The organism is Streptomyces atratus, from assembly GCF_900119365.1.
In the GTDB taxonomy this organism is placed as follows: Bacteria; Actinomycetota; Actinomycetes; order Streptomycetales; family Streptomycetaceae; genus Streptomyces; species Streptomyces atratus_B.
Genome location: NZ_FPJO01000004.1, coordinates 116,851 through 134,407 on the forward strand (window position 1 = coordinate 116,851; position 17,557 = coordinate 134,407).

Sequence of the window (17,557 nt, forward strand, 5' to 3'; positions counted from 1 at the left end):
CGTGTGCCGCCCCCTCGGAGCCGGGTGCACTGGAACCGAACGCCGGCACCGGGCCGGCAGGTCCCGGGAGGAGCGGCCGTGACGATCGGGCTTCAGCGCCGAGGTGCGACACGGGGAGCGGCGCTCCCCGGGGCGGACGCGGGGGAGGCGGCCGTTCACGCGCCACGGGTCGGGAACCCCGCGCTGTTCGGCGGACTGGTCCTGCTCACGGCCCTGGTCGTCCTGCTGGACGTCCGGACCGGTGAGGACCTGCGCCTCGTACCGCTGCTGGTGGTCGTGCCCGCTCTCGTCTCGGTCTTCGGAACGATCCGGCAGACCGTGGGCGTGTCCACCCTGATCATGATCGTCGTCGTCGGCTCGCACCTGGTGTCCGGCGGCACGTTCTGGGACGTCGCCACCGGCGTGATCGTCACCGTGCTGGCCTGCTGCCTGGGTATCGGCGCCTGTGTGCTGCGGATCCGCCACGCCATGCAGATAGCCCGGCTGCGCTCCGCCGCCGGCGCGCTCCAGCGCCAGATCCTGCGCCCGCTGCCCATCCTGACCGACCAGATCCTCGCCCACGGCATCTATACGCCGATCGAGGAGGACCGTCTGGTCGGCGGTGACATCTACGAGGTCGTCCAGTCGCCCTACGGAACCCGGGTGATCATCGGGGATGTCCAGGGCAAGGGCCTCGCCGCGATCGGGGCGGGCTTCGCCGTGCTCGGAGCGTTCCGGGAGGCGGCCATCCGCGAGCCCGCCCTGACGGGTGTGGTCGACGCCCTGGAGGACGCGGTCGCCAGGCACAACGTCTTCTCCGCCCAGACCGGGGAGACCGAACGCTTCGTCACCGCCCTGGTGCTCGGCTTCGACGGGAGCGACCGCGTCGAGGCCGTCAACTGCGGCCATCTGTCGCCACGGCTGCTGCACGACGGTGCGGCCGCTGCCGTTCCGCTGAGCCGCACCTCCGTTCCGCTGGGCCTGGCGGAACTCAGCCGCGAGGCCCGGGCCGCCGAGTGGCTGGACTTCCCGTCGGGTGCCACGCTGCTGATCTGTACCGACGGGGTCACCGAGGCGCGCGACGCGTCCGGTGCCTTCTATCCGCTGGACGCCCGGCTGGGCCGCTGGGCGGAGCGGGCTCCGTACGAGGTGCTGGAGGCGCTCAATGCCGATCTCGAATCCTTCTCCGGAGGCGTGCGGCGCGACGACATCGCCGCGCTCGCCCTGCGCCGGACAACGGCCGGCGGCCTCGACCGGCCCATGGCTGCCGACCACGGCGCCCGACGGGCGGCCGAGACGTTCAGCAGCCGGTGAGCCGAGCCGTTGAGCGGCCGGCCACAAGGCGCTGAAGGCCATCCCACGCCGATCGAATGTTCCGTCGAGACTTATGTCGCGGTGGGACATTTTCGGGTGTACGGTGCACTTAGACCGTCCGGCAATTGGGGGGTGGGTGAAGGAGCGGGGCTGGGTGCGTGCAGCTGCAAGGCGGAGGATTGAGGCAACGCAATGGGGTCTCCCCTGCTCGAGCGAAGCCGAGAGCTTGGGGAAGTTGTTGATTGACGACAACGCGGCAGATGTGCGTGCCCAGCCCCGCGACGCCGCCCCCCTATTGCCGGTCGGTCTTATGCATCCGGAACGGAAGACCCCGGAGCGGCGGAGCCGCAAGGCCCGCAGGACCCGGGGCGCACTGGCGCAGGCCGCGTTCGAGCTCGTACTCGACCGGGGTCCGAAGAATGTGACGGTCGAGGAGATCGCGGAACGCGCGGACGTCGACCGGCGCACCTTCAGCCGGTACTTCACGAGCAAGGAAGCCGCGGTCCTGGACTCGCTCCGGGGTGACGGCGACCGGATCAACGAGGCCCTGAGGGCCCGCCCCGCCGGCGAACCCCCGCTCATCGCCTACCGCAGGGCCGTTTTCGACTGGCTCGAAGACCCCGGCGTGCCCGCCTGGCACCGGCGCGAGCGGATCTTCGACCTGCTGGTCCTCGCCGAACAGGAGCCGACCCTCTACGCGGCGTTCCACCACATCCGGGTGGACGCCCAGGAGGACTCGGTCGCCATCGTCGCGGACCGGCTCGGGGTCGACCCGCGACGGGACATCCGCCCCGCCGTCACGGTCGCCGCGGGCGCCGGGGCACTCCTCGCAGCCCAGGCCGCCTGGGTACGCGCCGGGCAACCGGACGACCTGCCCCGACTCATCGGGCAGGCCTTCGACGCCCTCGCGGGGGAACTGCTCGCGCAGCCTCCCGCCGGGCAGGCGCCGCACAGCACCACGGAAGGAAGCACAGAATCATGAGCACCACCCCCACCCCCGCCGACCAGGAGTTCGCCGGCAAGACCGCCCTCATCACCGGCGGAGCCTCCGGCATCGGACTGGCCCTGGCCCATCGGCTGGCCGCCGGCGGCGCGTCCGTCGTCGTGGCCGACTACGACGAGGCCGCCGCCCGCAAGGCGGTCGCGGACCTGGAGAGCACCGGCGCCAAGGCCGCCGCCGTGGCCATGGACGTGACCGACCCCGACTCCGTCGAAGCGGGCGTGCGCTTCGCCGTCGACACCTTCGGCGCCCTGCACCTCGCCGTCAACAACGCCGGCATCGGCGGCCCCACCAACCCCACCGGCGAGTACGCCGTCGAGGACTGGAACCTGGTCGTCGCCACCAACCTCAGCGGTGTCTTCTACTCGATGCGCTACGAGCTTCCCGCCATCGTCGCGGCGGGCGGCGGCGCCGTGGTCAACATGTCGTCGATCCTCGGCACCAACGGCTTCGCCGGTTCGCCCGCCTATGTGGCCGCCAAGCACGGCGTCGTCGGCCTCACCAAGACGGCGGCCCTCGAATACGCGGCGCAGAACGTCCGCGTCAACGCCGTCGGCCCCGGCTTCATCGACACGCCGCTGCTGCGTAACACCGACAGCGCGGCCCGCGACCACCTGATCTCGCTGCACCCGGCCGGCCGCCTCGGCAAGGCGGAGGAAGTCGCCGAACTCGCCGCCTTCCTGCTCTCCGACCGCGCCTCCTTCATCCACGGCAGCTACCACCTGGTGGACGGCGGCTACTCCGCCTCCTGAGCGGCGAACGGGGAACGGGGGCGAGCAATGGAACAAAGAACGTGAGGAGAAATCCATGAAGGCCGTTCAGTACCGCACCGTGGGCGCAGCACCCGAGGTCGTCACCGTGCCCGACCCGGAGCCCGGCCCCGGCCAGGTGATGCTCAAGGTCACCGCCGCGGGTGTCTGCCACTCCGACATCGCCGTGATGAGCCGGCCTGCGGAGCAGATCCCGTTCCCGCTGCCGCTCACCCTCGGCCATGAGGGCGTGGGCACCGTCGCCGCCCTCGGCGACGGCGTGAGCGGGCTCTCGGTCGGCGATTCCGTCGCGGTCTACGGCCCCTGGGGCTGCGGCACGTGCGTCAAGTGCGCCGAGGGCAAGGAGAACTACTGCCTGCGCGCCAAGGAACTCGGCATCGCCCCGCCCGGACTCGGCTCGCCCGGCGCCATGGCCGAGTACATGATCGTCGACGACCCGCGCCACCTGGTGCCGCTCGGCGGTCTCGACCCGGTCCAGGCCGTGCCGCTCACTGACGCGGGCCTGACCCCCTACCATGCGATCAAGCGGTCGCTGCCCAAGCTGGTACCGGGCGCCACCGCCGTGGTCATCGGTACCGGCGGTCTGGGCCATGTCGCGATCCAGCTGCTGCGCGCCATGACCGCCGTCCGGGTCATCGCCCTCGATGTCGCCGAGGACAAGCTCGCCCTCGCCCGCGCCGTCGGCGCCCACGAGACGGTCCTGTCGGACAGGGACGCCGCGGCGAAGGTCCGGGAACTCACCGGCGGGGTCGGCGCGCAGGTCGTCCTCGACTTCGTCGGAGCACCGCCCACCGTCGCCACCGCCGGGGCCGCGGCCGCCATCGACTCCGACGTCACGATCGTCGGCCTCGGCGGCGGTGCGCTGCCGGTCGGCTTCGGCTCCCTGCCGTACAACACGACGGTGACCTCCCCGTACTGGGGCTCGCGCTCCGAGCTCGCCGAGGTGCTCGACCTCGCCCGCGCGGGATCGGTCGAGGTCCATGTGGAGACGTACACCCTGGACGAGGCGCCGCTGGCGTACGAGCGACTGCACCACGGCAGGATCAACGTCCGCGCGGTCATCCTCCCCAACGGCTGATCGGGTCCTCGACGGCTGATCGGATCCCAACGGCCGGCCGGGATCTTCTTGTCACGGCCTTGCGGGCCGTCGCACGGTGCGACGGCCCCGCATCGTCATACGCGTGACCGATGCGCACCGCGCCGCTCGCGGAGAGACTGGACGGATGGAATTCGTCGCGCTGATGACATTGCCCGGACTGGTGATCGGGCTGACCGCGGTCGCTTTTCTCGATCAGCTGATGCTGCGCGCGGGGCGGGCCGGTCTGCTGCCCTGGCGCAACGGCGCGCGGCAGGGGCAGGTGGTGGCGACGGGTTCGAGCAGCTGCACGCTAGCTTCTCGCCGGGGAAGCAGAGCGAACTCAAGGAGCGCCAGAGCGCCCTGCTGATGCGCGACGACGAGGAGGACGGTGCGCCGCCCCACCGCTCCACCGTCGACCTCGACGGCGGCCGTGCCGTCATCCGCCTGCCCGGCGGCGCCGGCCGGTAGCGGGCCGACCGCCTGAGTGCCGCGGCTCAGCGCGTCGCCACCAGCGGACGCAGCGGGGTGTCGCGCAGCCGGGTCACCGCCGGGGCGCAGCGCCGTGCCGCGATCGTCAGCAGCCGGGCGACGAGTGCGCCGGTCACCAGCCCGATCAGCACATCGTGGGGGTAGTGCACACCGATCCACACCCGTGAGGCGGCCATCAGCACGGCGGCGGGCACCGCGATCGCGCCGAGCCGGCGGTCGGTCAGCCAGATCGCCGTCGCCGCGGCCGCCGCGATGGCGGCGTGGTTGCTGGGAAACGACCAGTCGCCGAGCGCCGGGCACGCCTCCACCGTCACGACATGGAGGGTTCGGCACGGCCGTTGCTCGTGGAAGAGCGACTTCACCAGGTCGTTGGCGAGATAGGCGGCCACCACGACGAGCGGGGTGCAGAGCGCCATGGCGGTACGAGCGGGATCGGTGGAGCGCGAGCGCCACCAGGAGGCGAGCATCAGCAGGGCGAACAGGGCGAGCCCGTAGTCCGACCAGACGCGGACCACGGAATCCAGGACGGTGGGAGAGTGCCGGGCCAGCTCGGTGATCCAGGTGTACAGATCACCGTCGACCGAGGTGGCGGCGGAGGCGAGCGGCATCAGATGGTCTCCCCTTCGGCGTTGCGCCGGCCCCGGGAGCGGAGCAGCTCGGCGGCGAGCGGGACGAGGGAGACCACGACCACGAGGGCGACGATCGGCAGCAGATAGCGGTCGACGTTCGGCACCGAGGAGCCCAGCGCGTAGCCCGCCAGGACCAGCCCGACCGTCCAGACCACTCCGCCGACGACCTGCCAGAGCGTGAACAGCCGGGCCGGGACGTCGAGCGCCCCGGCGAGCGGGTTGAGCACCGTGCGCACGACGGGTACGAAACGGGCCAGCACGATCGCCTTCGCGTGGCCGTATCTGCCGAGGAGCTCCTCGGCGCGGGCGGCGCCCTCGTGCAGCCGCTTGGCGCGGCTGCGGGCGAGCAGGGCCCGGCCGCCCCGCCGGCCGATCCAGTAGCCCGCCTGGGCGCCCAGCAGCGCGCCGGCCACGGCGGCGATCAGGACCTGCGGCAGCGACAGCCGCACCGGGCCGTGGGCGCCGGACACGCAGAGAAGGCCCGCCGTGAACAGCAGGGAATCGCCGGGGAGGAAGAAGCCGACGAGCAGCCCCGTCTCGGCGAAGAGCACGACGGCGATACCGAGCGCGCCGAACGCTCCGAGCAGTGACCCCGCGTCCAGCAGGTTCACCGCCTGTGGCACGGACGCCAGTGAGAATACGGACACGGTGGAGGGTCTCCCATAATGGTGAGCGGGCGGCCCCACGGAACGCCCGGACTGACTACAGTGATGTAGACGGTCTACATCACTGTAGACGCCCGAAGGGGGAGGAGAGTTCCCATGTCCCAGGTGAAGGGGATAGCGAGCGGAGAACCCGACCCCAGACCGCACGGCGATCCCGCTTCCGTACCGACGCCGCAACCCGCCCCACGGCATCCGTCACCGCCCTCGGCCGCGTCGGAACGCCGGCCCGCCGGCGAGCTGGAGTCCACGATCCTGGCGGCACTGTGGGCGGCCGGAACACCGCTCACCCCCGGTCAGGTCCAGGGCGCGATCGGCGCCGAACTCGCCCGCACCACCGTCACGACGATCCTGTCCCGCCTGTACGAGAAGGGCACGGTCGCCCGCACCCGGGCCGGCCGCGGATTCGTCTACACACCCACCGAGGACGCACCCGGGCTGACCGCCCGCCGTATGCACAGCGAACTGCGGAAGCAGGAGGACCGCAGTACCGTCCTCGCCCGGTTCGTGTCACAGCTCACCGACGAGGACGAGCAACTGCTCCGGGAGCTGCTCGACGGAGAAACCCCGTGATCTACGCCGTCTGGCTTCCGCTGCTGATGCCGTTCCTGGCGGTGCCCGCGGCCCGCCGGCTGGCGGACGCGCTGTCGCCGGTGCGCGCCGTGCGGCTGCTCGCCGCGACGGGAGTCGGCCTCGCCCTGTGCAGCGTCCTCGCCCTGGTCCTGCTCGTGGTGCCCGGCGCGACCCGGTTCTCCGCGGTCTCCGCCGTCGGTGAACTCGTCAGACCGCTCTCCGACGCGGGCCCGGCCGCCGCCGTGCCCCTGGCCGCCGCCGCACTGGCCCTCCTCGTCGGCTGTGTCGCCGCTGTCGCCCGCGCCGCCCGCCGCCACTGGACGGAGCTGTGCCGGGCCGGACGGTACGACGGGCACGCCGGCGGCGAGCTGGCCGTCCTGCGCGACAGCCGCCCCGACGCCTACGCGCTGCCCGGCCGCCCCGGGACGCCCGGCAGGATCGTCGTCACCACGGGAATGCTGCGCGCCCTCGACCCCGCCGAGCGCGACGCCCTGCTGGCACACGAACGCGCCCATCTCAAGGGCCGACACCACCTCTTCATCGCCGCTGCCGAGGCTGCCGCGCTCTGCCACCCGGCGCTGCGCTCGCTGCGCGCCCCCCTGGGCTACGCCCTGGAACGCTGCGCCGACGAGGCGGCCGCCTCCGCCGTCGGCGACCGGCGGATCGCCGCCCGCGCCATCGGCCGGGCCGCCCTCGCCGCCCGCGCCGCCGAAGGCGCTCCGCAGCCCCGCCCGCGGGTGGCGCTCGCCGCAGCGGCCGGGCCCGTACCGCGCCGCGTCGCCGCGCTGCTCGGCCGGAGCACCGCACGGCCCCGCGTCGGCCGTGTCGCGGCCGCGGCGCTGCTGGCCTGCCTGGTCGTCTCCGGCGCCGCCGCGCTCGACGCGACGAGTGATCTGCACAGCAGCATCGAGGCGGCACAGGGCGAGAGCGCGCACCACTGACCGGCTGACCCCCTGCGTCCTGTCGTCCGGCGGCCCGCTCAGGCCCCCTCCTGATCGGGTGTCACCCGCCCGTCCGCCAGGTGTTCCCGCAGCCGGTCGAGGAAGACCCGCTGTCCCGTGACGAGCCGCTCCGCCGCCTCCCGGGGCGTGCACCAGTCGAACCGGTCGACCTCCGGGAACTCCCGCAGCACACCCGACCCCCTCGGCCATTCCATGGTGAACGTCCCGGGGACCGCCGACGCGGCATCGAGATCCGCCTCCAGCGCCCACACCGTCACGGTCTTGCCGCCGGACTGACGTGCCTCGCCCAGCGCCACCCACTCGCCGTCCGGCACCGGACACCCGAACTCCTCCGCGAACTCACGGCGGGCGGCGGCCGCCGGCTCCTCCTCGGGGCCGTACTCCCCCTTGGGGACCGACCAGGCCGCACTCTCGCGACCCGCCCAGAACGGGCCGCCCATGTGCCCGATGAGTACCTCGAAACCGGACTCGCTCGACCTTCGGAACAGGAGAAGGCCCGCACTGCGCCTGGCGCGCTGCTGAGATGGCATGCCGTTAAGTCTGCGTCCCGGCCGAGGTACACAGCCGCGGACGACACCCCGTTCCCGGTGATCATTGCCGTCATCGAGCCGACGCGTCCTGTTCGCCGTGAGGTTCCCGACGCCCCCTGGTGCGTGATTGCGCGCGCGGCCATGCTGTCCGCCGACAGCGCCGCTGCCCGGACCGGGCCGCGCAACCATCGCAATCCCAGGAGGACTTGTGGGCCCAGGCACAGTCGGCAGGACAACCCCACCGCGCGGGAGGGCCGCGCGAGGAAACCGGACGATCGCGCGCCCGCTCGTGCTGCTCGCGACGGTGTCCGCCATGACCCTCGGCGCGATCTCTCCCGCACTCGCCGATCCGAGCTCCGATCCACGCCCCCGCACCCCCGCCGAGATCCTCAGACCGGTCGCCCCACCAGCCGCGAGCAACGCGGCAGGGGCACCCCGTTCGGTCGTGGACGGCGACGGCATCGAGACCGCGCGTACGTCCCGCCCGATCGCCCCGGGGGTCCGCCTCAGCTCGTACGACCGGCTGGAGTCCGACAAGTGGCTGCGGGTCGACAACCTCTCGGTCGACCTCGCCGGCAGCGGCGTACGCGCCGACTACCTCTCCTCCGGCAAGGTCTCCGAGCGGCACACCGTCTCCGAACTGGCCGCCGGACACGACGCGGGCCGCGGCCGCCGCACCGTCGCCGCGATCAACGCCGACTTCTTCGACATCAACCAGACGGGAGCGCCCGAGGGGATCGGCATCAGGGACGGGGCCACCGTCCAGTCGCCCGCCCCCGGGATCAACCGGGCCGTCGGCATCGGCCCCGACAGCGCGGGCCGCATCCTGAACCTGTACTTCGAGGGAACGCTCACCCTGCCCGCCGGGCAGCGGCCGCTCGCCGCGTACAACGCGGCCAACGTGCCGGCCGGCCAAGTGGGCGCGTACACCTCGGCCTGGGGAACCGCCGACCGGGCCCTGACCGTCGACAACGCGACCCCGGTCGCCGAAGCGGTGGTACGGGACGGCAAGGTCGTCTCCGTCTCGCACGCCCCCGGATCGGGGGCCGTACCCGACGACACCACCGTCCTGGTCGGCCGTGAGGCCGGAGCCGCCGCACTCGACGCCCTGAAGCCCGGCGACCCGGTGTCCCTGGCCTACCGGGCCCGGACCGACGGCGGGGCCGTGCCGCGCACCGCCGTCGGCGGCCGGGAACTCCTCGTCGTCGACGGAGTCGCGCAGAACCATGACGGCGAGGGCAACAACACCGCCGCGCCCCGCACCGCCGTCGGCTTCTCCGAGGACGGCCGGACCATGCAGATCCTCACCGTCGACGGACGGCAGGCCGACAGCGGCGGCGTCACCCTCACCGAACTCGCCCTGATGATGAAGCGCGCCGGCTCCTACAGCGCACTCAACCTGGACGGCGGCGGCTCGTCGACCCTCGTCGCCCGCGTACCCGGCAGCGACGCGCTCCAGGTGGAGAACAGCCCGTCCGACGGCAGCGAACGCACCGTTCCCAACGGCCTCGCGCTCACCGCCCCCGACGGCAGCGGACGGCTGAAGGGCTACTGGGTCCAGCCCCGTACGCCGGCCGGCTCCGCTCCGGGCGTCGACCCCGTCAAGGGCGGCCACCCCGACCGGGTCTTCCCCGGTCTCACCCGACGTCTCACCGCGACCGGATACGACGAGACGTACGGCCCGGCGCAGGGCACCCCGCGCTGGCACACCGCGCGGGGCTCCGTCGGCACGGTCGACGGTCACGGGCTCTTCACCGCACGCCGCAGCGGCAGCACCGACGTACGCGCCGAACACGGAGCGGCCCGCGGGAGCACGTCCCTGACCGTCCTCGACAAGCTGGCCCGGATCCAGCCCACCACCCAGCGCGTGGGCCTCGCCGATGCCGGGGCCACCGGCACCTTCGGCATCGTCGGGCTCGACGCCCACGGCACCAGCGCCCCCGTCGAGCCGCGCGACATCGCGCTCGACTACGACCACACCCTCTTCGACATCCGCGACGACGGTCAGGGATCCTTCAGCGTCGCCTCGCGCACCGGCTCCGGTGCCGGACAGATCAAGGCGACCGTCGCCGGCACCAGCACCGTCCTCGCCGTCAGCGTCGGCCTCACCGAGCAGGCCGTCTCCTCCTTCGACGACGCCGGGTCCTGGAAGTTCAGCCAGGCCCGCGCGGACGGATCGCTCGCCGCCACCCCTGACGGCCACACCGGCACCGGACTGAAGATCGGCTACGACTTCACCCGGTCCACCGCCACCCGCGCCGCCTACGCCGCCCCTCCCCAGCCGGTCGCCGTGCCCGGCCAGCCCCAGTCGTTCAAGCTCTGGATCAAGGGCGACGGCCAGGGTGCCTGGCCGACCCTGCACCTCAAGGACGCGGCCGGCTCCGACCAGTTGCTGCGCGGACCGTACGTCACCTGGACCGGCTGGCGGCAGATCACCTTCGCGGTGCCGCCCGGGGCCGCCATGCCTCTCTCGGTGTCCCGCTTCTACCTCGCGGAGACCGGTGCGGCCAAGCAGTACACGGGTGAGATCGTGATCGACGACCTCACCGCCCAGGTGCCGCCCACCGTCGACCTGCCCGAACAGACCGAGCCCGCCGATCCGTTGATCGACCCGGCAGCCGTGACCGGGCGCAGGGACTGGCAGTTCGCGGTGATGTCCGACGCCCAGTTCGTCGCCCGCGACCCGGACAGCGCGATCGTCGCCCAGGCACGGCGCACCCTGCGCGAGATCGAGGCGGCGGCCCCGGACTTCCTGGTCATCAACGGAGACCTCGTCGACGAGGGATCGCCCGCGGACCTGGCCTTCGCCCGCCGCATCCTCACCGAGGAACTCGGCGACTCGCTGCCCTGGTACTACGTACCGGGCAACCACGAGGTGATGGGCGGCAGGATCGACAACTTCATCACCGAATTCGGACCCGCCCAGCGGACGTTCGACCACAAGGGCACCCGCTTCGTCACCCTCGACACATCGAGCCTCAGCCTGCGCGGCGGCGGCTTCGCCCAGATCGAGCAGCTCCGCGCCCAGCTGGACGCGGCGGCGAAGGACCGGAACGTCGACTCGCTCATGCTGATCGAGCACGTGCCGCCGCGCGACCCGACCGTGCAGAAGGGCAGCCGGCTCGGGGACCGCAAGGAGGCGGCCCTGGTCGAACAGTGGCTCACCGACTTCCGCCGTACGACGGGCAAGGGCGCGGCCTTCATCGGCAGCCACGTGGGGGTCTTCCACGCCTCGCACGTCGACGGGGTGCCGTATCTGATCAACGGCAACTCCGGCAAGGCACCGGCCGGGCCCGCGGACGACGGCGGCTTCACCGGCTGGTCGCTGGTCGGCGCCGACCGAGTCAGCGACGGCGCACAGGCCGCCGCACGGCAACGGCCCTGGCAGGGCGGGCCCGACTGGGTCTCCGTACAGACCCGCGCGCATGTGGACGCGCTGACGATCGACGCGCCCGCGGTGCTCGGAACCGGAGGCCGTACGAAGGTCACCGCGACCGTCACCCAGGGGACCCGCAACGTTCCGGTCGGCTTCCCGCTGGCCGCGGACTGGACCGGCTCCCCGAACGTCCACATCGGTGACCGCGGCGGCGCCCGGCACCGCGACACGGCGGTGCTCGACCCGTCCACCGGCACCCTCACCGCGTTGCGGCCGGGCACCATCACCCTGGCCGTGACGGTCAACGGCACGACACAGCAGACCCGGATCAGGATCGCGGCGGCCGGGTCCGCGCCGGCGGCCTGACGGGCCGAAAGCCGGTCCGGCCCGATGGCCGGACGTGCGTCCGGGCCGCCCCGCACCACGAAACGGTGTGGGGCGGCCCCGCTCGCCTACAGCTTGCGGTACTCGTACGCCTCCGACGCCGCGGCCTCCACCGCAGCGATGTCGCCGCCCGCCGACGCGGTCACCACGGCCGCCACGGCACCCTCCACGAACGGCGCGTCCACCAGCCGCGAGCCGTCCGGCAGCTCGTCGCCCTCGGCAAGCATCGACTTGACCGTGAGCACCGCGCTGCCCAGATCGACCAGCAGCGCGACGCCCGCGCCGCCGTCCACCGACCTGGCGGCCTCGGCGATCAGCTCCGCACTCGTGCCGAGACCACCCGCGGGGGTGCCACCGGCGGCGGCCACCGGAGCCGTGGCGCCGCCCGCGGCAAGGCCCTTGGCCAGCTCCGCGACGGACTCGGCCACCGGGCCGCTGTGCGAGACCAGCACGATCCCGACCTGCTTCCCGTCGCTCATGCCCCGCTCCCGTCCGCCGCTCCGGTCTCGGCCAGCGCGGCGATCAGCAGGGCCGAGGACGTCGCCCCGGGATCCTGATGCCCGATGCTGCGCTCACCCAGATAGCTCGCCCTGCCCTTGCGGGCCTGCATCGGCACCGTCGCCAGCGCCCCCGCCTCGGCCGCTTCCCGGGCCGACCCGAACGAGGTGCCGAGCGCCTCGGCGGCCGGCAGCAGTGCGTCGAGCATCGTCTTGTCCCCGGCCTGCGCCCCACCGAGCTGCGCCACGGCCGCGACGCCCACCCCGAGCGCCTCCGCCAACTGCTCCGGGGCCACGGCGGGGGCGTCGCCCAGAGCCTTTCCCGTACGCCGCAGCAGCGTCCCGTACAACGGGCCCGAAGCACCGCCGACCGTCGAGATCAGCTGCCGTCCGGCCAGCATCAGTACGGCCCCCGGAGTCTGCGGCGGCTCCTTGCCCAGGGCCGCGGTCACCGCGGCGAACCCGCGCAGCATATTGCTCCCGTGATCGGCGTCGCCGATCGCGGCGTCGAGGTCGGTGAGATGGTCCGCCTCACGGCTCACCAGGGCCGCGGCCGCGGTCATCCAACGATGGAAGAAGTCGGCGTCGAGCACATGATCTCCTTGTCGCTCCAGCATGACGGGGTGCGGTACCGGCGGGTCAACGGCCCCAGCGCAGCGCCGACGTCTCCACCGGCGCGTCCCAGAGCCGCAGCAACTCCTCGTCCACCTGGCAGAGCGTCACCGAACAGCCCGCCATGTCGAGCGAGGTCACGTAATTCCCCACGAGCGTACGAGCTGCCACGACACCCCGCTCGGACAGCACCCGCTGGACCTCGGCATTGAACCCGTACAGCTCCAGCAGCGGCGTCGCGCCCATGCCGTTGACCAGCACGATCACCGGTCCGGTCGGCCGAAGGTCGTCCAGCACCGCATCCACCGCGAAGTCCGCGATCTCCCGCGAGGTCATCATCGGCCGCCGCTCCCGCCCCGGCTCGCCGTGAATGCCGATCCCGAGCTCCAGCTCACCGGGCGGCAGATCGAACGTGGGGGAGCCCTTGGCCGGCGTGGTGACGGCGCCGAGTGCCACCCCGAAACTCCGCGACGCCTCGTTCACCCGCCGCGCGACGGCCGCCACCCGCTCCAGCGGGGCGCCCTCGTCGGCCGCCGCCCCGGCGATCTTCTCGACGAACAGGGTGGCGCCCGTACCCCGCCGCCCGGCCGTGAAGAGACTGTCGGTCACCGCCACGTCATCATTGACCAGCACCTGGGTGACCTGCAGGCCCTCGTCCTCGGCGAGCTCCGCGGCCATCTCGAAGTTCAGCACGTCGCCCGTGTAGTTCTTGACGACGAACAGCACCCCCGCCCCGCTGTCGACCGCGGCGGCCGCCCGTACCATCTGATCCGGCACGGGCGAGGTGAACACCTCACCGGGGCAGGCCGCGGAGAGCATCCCGGGCCCGACGAACCCCGCGTGCAACGGCTCGTGCCCGGAACCGCCGCCGGAGACCAGCGCCACCTTCCCGGCCACCGGCGCGTCACGTCGTACGACGACACGGTTCTCGACATCCACGATCAGCTCGGGGTGGGCGGCGGCCATACCGCGCAGTGCGTCCGCGACAACGGTTTCGGGGACGTTGATCAGCATCCTCAACGGTATCTCCTAGCGAGGTGGGAAGGTCCGGCACCGAGCAGGGTTCACACAGGCCGGGCTGGATTCGCCGAGTCACTGCCGACTCTACTGACCGGGTATCACGTTGTGTCGGAGGTCGCTGAACGGATGTCCGGACAGGACCCGCGGGGTGCCCGAGGGTCTCGCACCGCCCCGCCCCGTAACCCGTCCGTCTCCGTGGTGTCAGACGCCTGCCGCCCGCGCCGCCTCGTACACCTCGGCCGCCACGTCGATCAGTTCCGAGGCGTCGCGCGTCGTGCCCTGGAGGTCCAGCAGGATCTCCGGAACGCCCGTCGCGGCATGGGCCGCCAGGTCCTCGACGATCTGGGCCGTGTTGCCGTGGAAGGGGGCGCGGCCCGCACCGCCGACCGGTTCGGCGCTGTACCTGGCGTTGGCGCGGGCGCAGACGCCGACCGGACGCTCCCGGCCGCGCTCGGCCGCCAGGTCCTGGACCCGCTTCCACTGCTCTGCCAGCCGGTCGGCGCCCGCGGCCACCGGCATCCAGCCGTCCGCCCGGTCGACCAGGCGGCGGGTGGCCCGGGGACTGTTCGCCGGCAGATAGACCGGGACGGGGCGTACCGGCTTCGGGCCGACCTCGGACGGCGCGATGGTGGTCAGCTCGCCCTCGTACGAGACGGGATCCGGACCCCAGACCGCCGCGCACACGTCCAGCAGCTCGTCCAGGACCGCGCCGCGCTTCTCGAAGGGGGCGACTGAAGCGGCGGCGTACTCGTCCAGGGACCAGCCCGTGCCGAGGCCCGCGACCACCCGGCCGCCGCTCGCGGCGTCGAGCGAGGCGAGCGAACGGGCCAGCTGGAACGGTACGTGCAGCGGCGCGACCAGGACGCTGGTGCCGAGCCGGGCCCGGCTCGTCGCCCCGGCGGCCAGCGCGAGCGTGATCAGCGGATCGGCGACGCTGCGGTACTGATCGGGCCAGGGCAGCCCCGGAACGCCGTACAGCCCCTGCGTGGCGGGCTCGGGAAAGATGATCCGCTCGAAGACCCACAGGCTCTCGTAGCCGATCTCCTCCGCCGCGCGTGCCACGGCGGCCACATCGCGGCCGATGTCGTACTGCTTCATCTGCGGGAGACCGAGCCCCAGCGAGACCGGCATGAGCGCACTCCTTCTGACAAGCGGTGGGGCAACCACCGTATGACACCTGCCTGTTGCCTGCCGGGCTTCCCGCCGGGAGCGCCGGCGGACATGAGCGCGGCCGGGGGCGGGTGCGCGCTCTGCGACCGGGGTGGCACACTCCGCCGCCGATGAGGGCAGGGCCCTGTCGAGGCCGGGGCGATCACGAGATATCTTGATGTCAAGCAATGTTGCAGACGTGGAGCGGAGCACAGGGTGACTGACTCGACCATCATCTATACACACACCGACGAGGCTCCGGCCCTGGCGACGTATTCGTTCCTGCCCGTCATCCAGGCGTACGCCTCGACGGCCGGGGTCAATGTCGAGAGCCGTGACATCTCGCTGGCCGGACGCATCATCGCGGGCTTCCCCGAGCGTCTTGAGGAGGGCCAGCGCATCGAGGACGCGCTCGCCGAGCTCGGCGAGCTGGCCAAGCGGCCCGAGGCCAACATCATCAAGCTGCCGAACATCTCGGCCTCGATCCCGCAGCTGAAGGCGGCCATCGCCGAGCTTCAGGCGCAGGGCTACGCGCTTCCGGACTACCCGGACGACCCGCAGACCGACGAGGACAAGGACGTCCGCGCGCGCTACGACAAGGTCAAGGGCAGCGCGGTGAACCCCGTGCTGCGTGAGGGCAACTCCGACCGCCGTGCCCCCGCCTCGGTCAAGAACTACGCCAAGGCGCACCCGCACCGCATGGGCAAGTGGTCCGCCGACTCGAAGACGAACGTCGCCACCATGGGCGTCGACGACTTCCGCTCCACCGAGAAGTCCACGACCATCGCCGAGGCCGGTACGCTGCGCATCGAACTCGCGGGCGACGACGGCAGCACCACCGTGCTGCGCGAGTCGGTGCCGGTGCTCGCGGGCGAGGTCGTCGACGCGGCGGTCATGCGCGTCGCCGCCCTGCGCGAGTTCTTCACCGCGCAGGTCGCCCGCGCCAAGGCCGAGGACGTGCTGTTCTCCGTCCACCTCAAGGCCACCATGATGAAGGTCTCCGACCCGATCATCTTCGGCCACGTGGTCCGCGCCTTCTTCCCGAACACCTTCGCCAAGTACGGCGAGGTGCTCGTCGCGGCCGGTCTGTCCCCGAACGACGGCCTCGGTGCCATCCTCAAGGGCCTGGACTCGGTGCCGCACGTGGGCGCCGAGATCAAGGCGTCCTTCGAGGCCGAGCTGGCCGAGGGCCCCGCACTGGCCATGGTCGACTCGGACAAGGGCATCACCAACCTGCACGTACCGAGCGACGTCATCGTCGACGCCTCCATGCCGGCCATGATCCGCACCTCCGGTCACATGTGGGGCCCGGACGGCCAGGAGGCCGACACCCTCGCGGTGCTGCCGGACAGCAGCTACGCGGGCGTCTACCAGGTCGTCATCGATGACTGCCGCGCCAACGGCGCCTTCGACCCGTCGACCATGGGCTCGGTGCCGAACGTCGGTCTGATGGCCCAGAAGGCCGAGGAGTACGGCAGCCACGACAAGACCTTCGAGATCCCCACCACCGGTACGGTGCGGGTCCTCGACGGCAACGGCGACGTGGTGCTGGAGGAGGCCGTGAGCGCCGGCGACATCTTCCGCATGTGCCAGGCCAAGGACCTGCCGATCCAGGACTGGGTCAAGCTCGCCGTCACCCGCGCCCGCGCCACCGGCGTCCCGGCCGTGTTCTGGCTCGACGAGGACCGCGCCCACGACGCGCAGCTGATCACCAAGGTCAAGAAGTACCTCGCCGACCACGACACCGACGGTCTGCAGATCGAGATCATGTCGCCGGTCGAGGCGACCGCGTTCTCGCTGGAGCGCATCCGCCGCGGTGAGGACACCATCTCGGTCACCGGTAACGTGCTGCGTGACTACCTGACCGACCTGTTCCCGATCCTCGAGCTGGGCACGAGCGCGAAGATGCTCTCCGTCGTCCCGCTCATGAACGGCGGCGGTCTGTTCGAGACGGGCGCCGGCGGCTCCGCGCCCAAGCACGTCCAGCAGCTGGTCAAGGAGAACTACCTGCGCTGGGACAGCCTGGGTGAGTTCTTCGCGCTCGCGGCCAGCTTCGAGCACCTGGCGGCGACCACGGGCAACGCACGCGCCCAGATCCTCGCCGACACCCTCGACCGCGCGACCGGCACCTTCCTCAACGAGGACAAGTCGCCGAGCCGCAAGCTGGGAGGCATCGACAACCGCGGCAGCCACTTCTACCTGGCCCTGTACTGGGCCCAGGAGCTGGCGCAGCAGACCGACGACGCACAGCTCGCGCAGGCGTTCGCCGCGCTCGCGAAGACGCTGGGCGAGCAGGAGCAGACCATCGTCGACGAGCTGATCGCGGTGCAGGGCTCGCCGGCCGACATCGGTGGTTACTACCAGCCCGACCCGGCCAAGGCCTCGGCCGTCATGCGCCCGTCGAAGACGTTCGTCCAGGCCATCGCGGCCATCGGCTGACGCGACGCTGCGGAGAGGGGGCGCGACCAGGCGCCCCCGCCCCTCCCGCCCCGGCCGGCACCATGCCCGGCCGGGGCGGTTCCGTGTCCAGGAG

At 72.3% G+C, this 17,557-nt stretch carries 15 protein-coding genes and 1 pseudogene; 9 read left to right on the forward strand and 7 right to left on the reverse strand.

Going from position 1 to position 17,557, the window contains the following annotated elements; all coding sequences use genetic code 11:
• The first annotated feature begins 78 nt into the window (after positions 1-78).
• From BT364_RS09460 to BT364_RS09480, 5 genes and pseudogenes are all read left to right on the forward strand, one after another.
• Positions 79-1,293 carry a PP2C family protein-serine/threonine phosphatase gene (locus BT364_RS09460; protein WP_072484684.1) on the forward strand — a complete coding sequence of 405 codons (1,215 nt, stop codon included), beginning with the start codon at positions 79-81 and terminating at the stop codon, positions 1,291-1,293.
• A gap of 310 nt (positions 1,294-1,603) precedes the next feature.
• The gene (locus tag BT364_RS09465) at positions 1,604-2,275 is read left to right on the forward strand and encodes a TetR family transcriptional regulator (RefSeq protein ID WP_072484685.1); all 672 of its coding nucleotides are present in this window, start codon (positions 1,604-1,606) and stop codon (positions 2,273-2,275) included.
• On the forward strand, positions 2,272-3,045 hold the full coding sequence (locus BT364_RS09470; RefSeq protein ID WP_072484686.1) for an SDR family NAD(P)-dependent oxidoreductase: 774 nt from the start codon (positions 2,272-2,274) through the stop codon (positions 3,043-3,045). Before BT364_RS09465 ends, BT364_RS09470 begins: the two co-directional genes overlap by 4 nt.
• A gap of 55 nt (positions 3,046-3,100) precedes the next feature.
• Positions 3,101-4,141: an NAD(P)-dependent alcohol dehydrogenase gene (locus BT364_RS09475; protein WP_072484687.1), complete on the forward strand. Its 1,041-nt coding sequence runs from the start codon at positions 3,101-3,103 to the stop codon at positions 4,139-4,141.
• A 145-nt stretch (positions 4,142-4,286) separates the two neighbouring features.
• Positions 4,287-4,609, forward strand: a pseudogene (locus BT364_RS09480) (DUF6191 domain-containing protein).
• Between the two features lie 26 nt (positions 4,610-4,635).
• Here BT364_RS09480 and BT364_RS09485 read toward each other — a convergent pair.
• On the reverse strand, positions 4,636-5,238 hold the full coding sequence (locus BT364_RS09485; RefSeq protein WP_072484688.1) for a phosphatase PAP2 family protein: 603 nt from the start codon (positions 5,236-5,238) through the stop codon (positions 4,636-4,638).
• Positions 5,238-5,906: a DedA family protein gene (locus BT364_RS09490; protein WP_072484689.1), complete on the reverse strand. Its 669-nt coding sequence runs from the start codon at positions 5,904-5,906 to the stop codon at positions 5,238-5,240. The genes BT364_RS09485 and BT364_RS09490 overlap by 1 nt, the downstream gene beginning before the upstream one ends.
• Positions 5,907-6,161: 255 nt before the next feature.
• Here BT364_RS09490 and BT364_RS09495 point away from each other — a divergent pair, with 255 nt between their 5' ends.
• Both BT364_RS09495 and BT364_RS09500 read left to right on the forward strand, forming a co-directional pair.
• A complete protein-coding gene (locus tag BT364_RS09495; RefSeq protein ID WP_072484908.1) occupies positions 6,162-6,494 on the forward strand; it encodes a BlaI/MecI/CopY family transcriptional regulator in 333 nt (110 codons plus the stop codon).
• Complete coding sequence (locus BT364_RS09500; protein ID WP_072484690.1) at positions 6,491-7,435, forward strand: M56 family metallopeptidase; 945 nt, start codon at positions 6,491-6,493, stop codon at positions 7,433-7,435. The genes BT364_RS09495 and BT364_RS09500 overlap by 4 nt, the downstream gene beginning before the upstream one ends.
• Before the next feature lie 38 nt (positions 7,436-7,473).
• Here the strand turns inward: BT364_RS09500 and BT364_RS09505 are convergent, their stop codons facing one another.
• A complete protein-coding gene (locus BT364_RS09505) occupies positions 7,474-7,986 on the reverse strand; it encodes an NUDIX hydrolase (protein WP_072484691.1) in 513 nt (170 codons plus the stop codon).
• 313 nt (positions 7,987-8,299) lie between these two features.
• Here BT364_RS09505 and BT364_RS09510 point away from each other — a divergent pair, with 313 nt between their 5' ends.
• Complete coding sequence (locus BT364_RS09510) at positions 8,300-11,728, forward strand: phosphodiester glycosidase family protein (RefSeq protein ID WP_079179398.1); 3,429 nt, start codon at positions 8,300-8,302, stop codon at positions 11,726-11,728.
• Positions 11,729-11,814: 86 nt separating this feature from the next.
• Here BT364_RS09510 and BT364_RS09515 read toward each other — a convergent pair whose 3' ends face one another.
• The 4 genes from BT364_RS09515 to BT364_RS09530 form a co-directional block, all read right to left on the reverse strand.
• Positions 11,815-12,225 carry a PTS-dependent dihydroxyacetone kinase phosphotransferase subunit DhaM gene (locus BT364_RS09515; RefSeq protein ID WP_072484692.1) on the reverse strand — a complete coding sequence of 137 codons (411 nt, stop codon included), beginning with the start codon at positions 12,223-12,225 and terminating at the stop codon, positions 11,815-11,817.
• The gene (gene dhaL, locus BT364_RS09520; protein WP_072484693.1) at positions 12,222-12,836 is read right to left on the reverse strand and encodes a dihydroxyacetone kinase subunit DhaL; all 615 of its coding nucleotides are present in this window, start codon (positions 12,834-12,836) and stop codon (positions 12,222-12,224) included. Before dhaL ends, BT364_RS09515 begins: the two co-directional genes overlap by 4 nt.
• A 46-nt stretch (positions 12,837-12,882) precedes the next feature.
• On the reverse strand, positions 12,883-13,875 hold the full coding sequence (dhaK, locus tag BT364_RS09525; RefSeq protein ID WP_072484694.1) for a dihydroxyacetone kinase subunit DhaK: 993 nt from the start codon (positions 13,873-13,875) through the stop codon (positions 12,883-12,885).
• A gap of 201 nt (positions 13,876-14,076) precedes the next feature.
• Positions 14,077-15,006, reverse strand: coding sequence for an LLM class F420-dependent oxidoreductase (locus tag BT364_RS09530; RefSeq protein ID WP_072484695.1), 930 nt, complete (start codon positions 15,004-15,006; stop codon positions 14,077-14,079).
• Positions 15,007-15,240: 234 nt separating this feature from the next.
• Here BT364_RS09530 and BT364_RS09535 point away from each other — a divergent pair, with 234 nt between their 5' ends.
• A complete protein-coding gene (locus BT364_RS09535; RefSeq protein WP_072484696.1) occupies positions 15,241-17,463 on the forward strand; it encodes an NADP-dependent isocitrate dehydrogenase in 2,223 nt (740 codons plus the stop codon).
• Positions 17,464-17,557 lie beyond the last annotated feature (94 nt).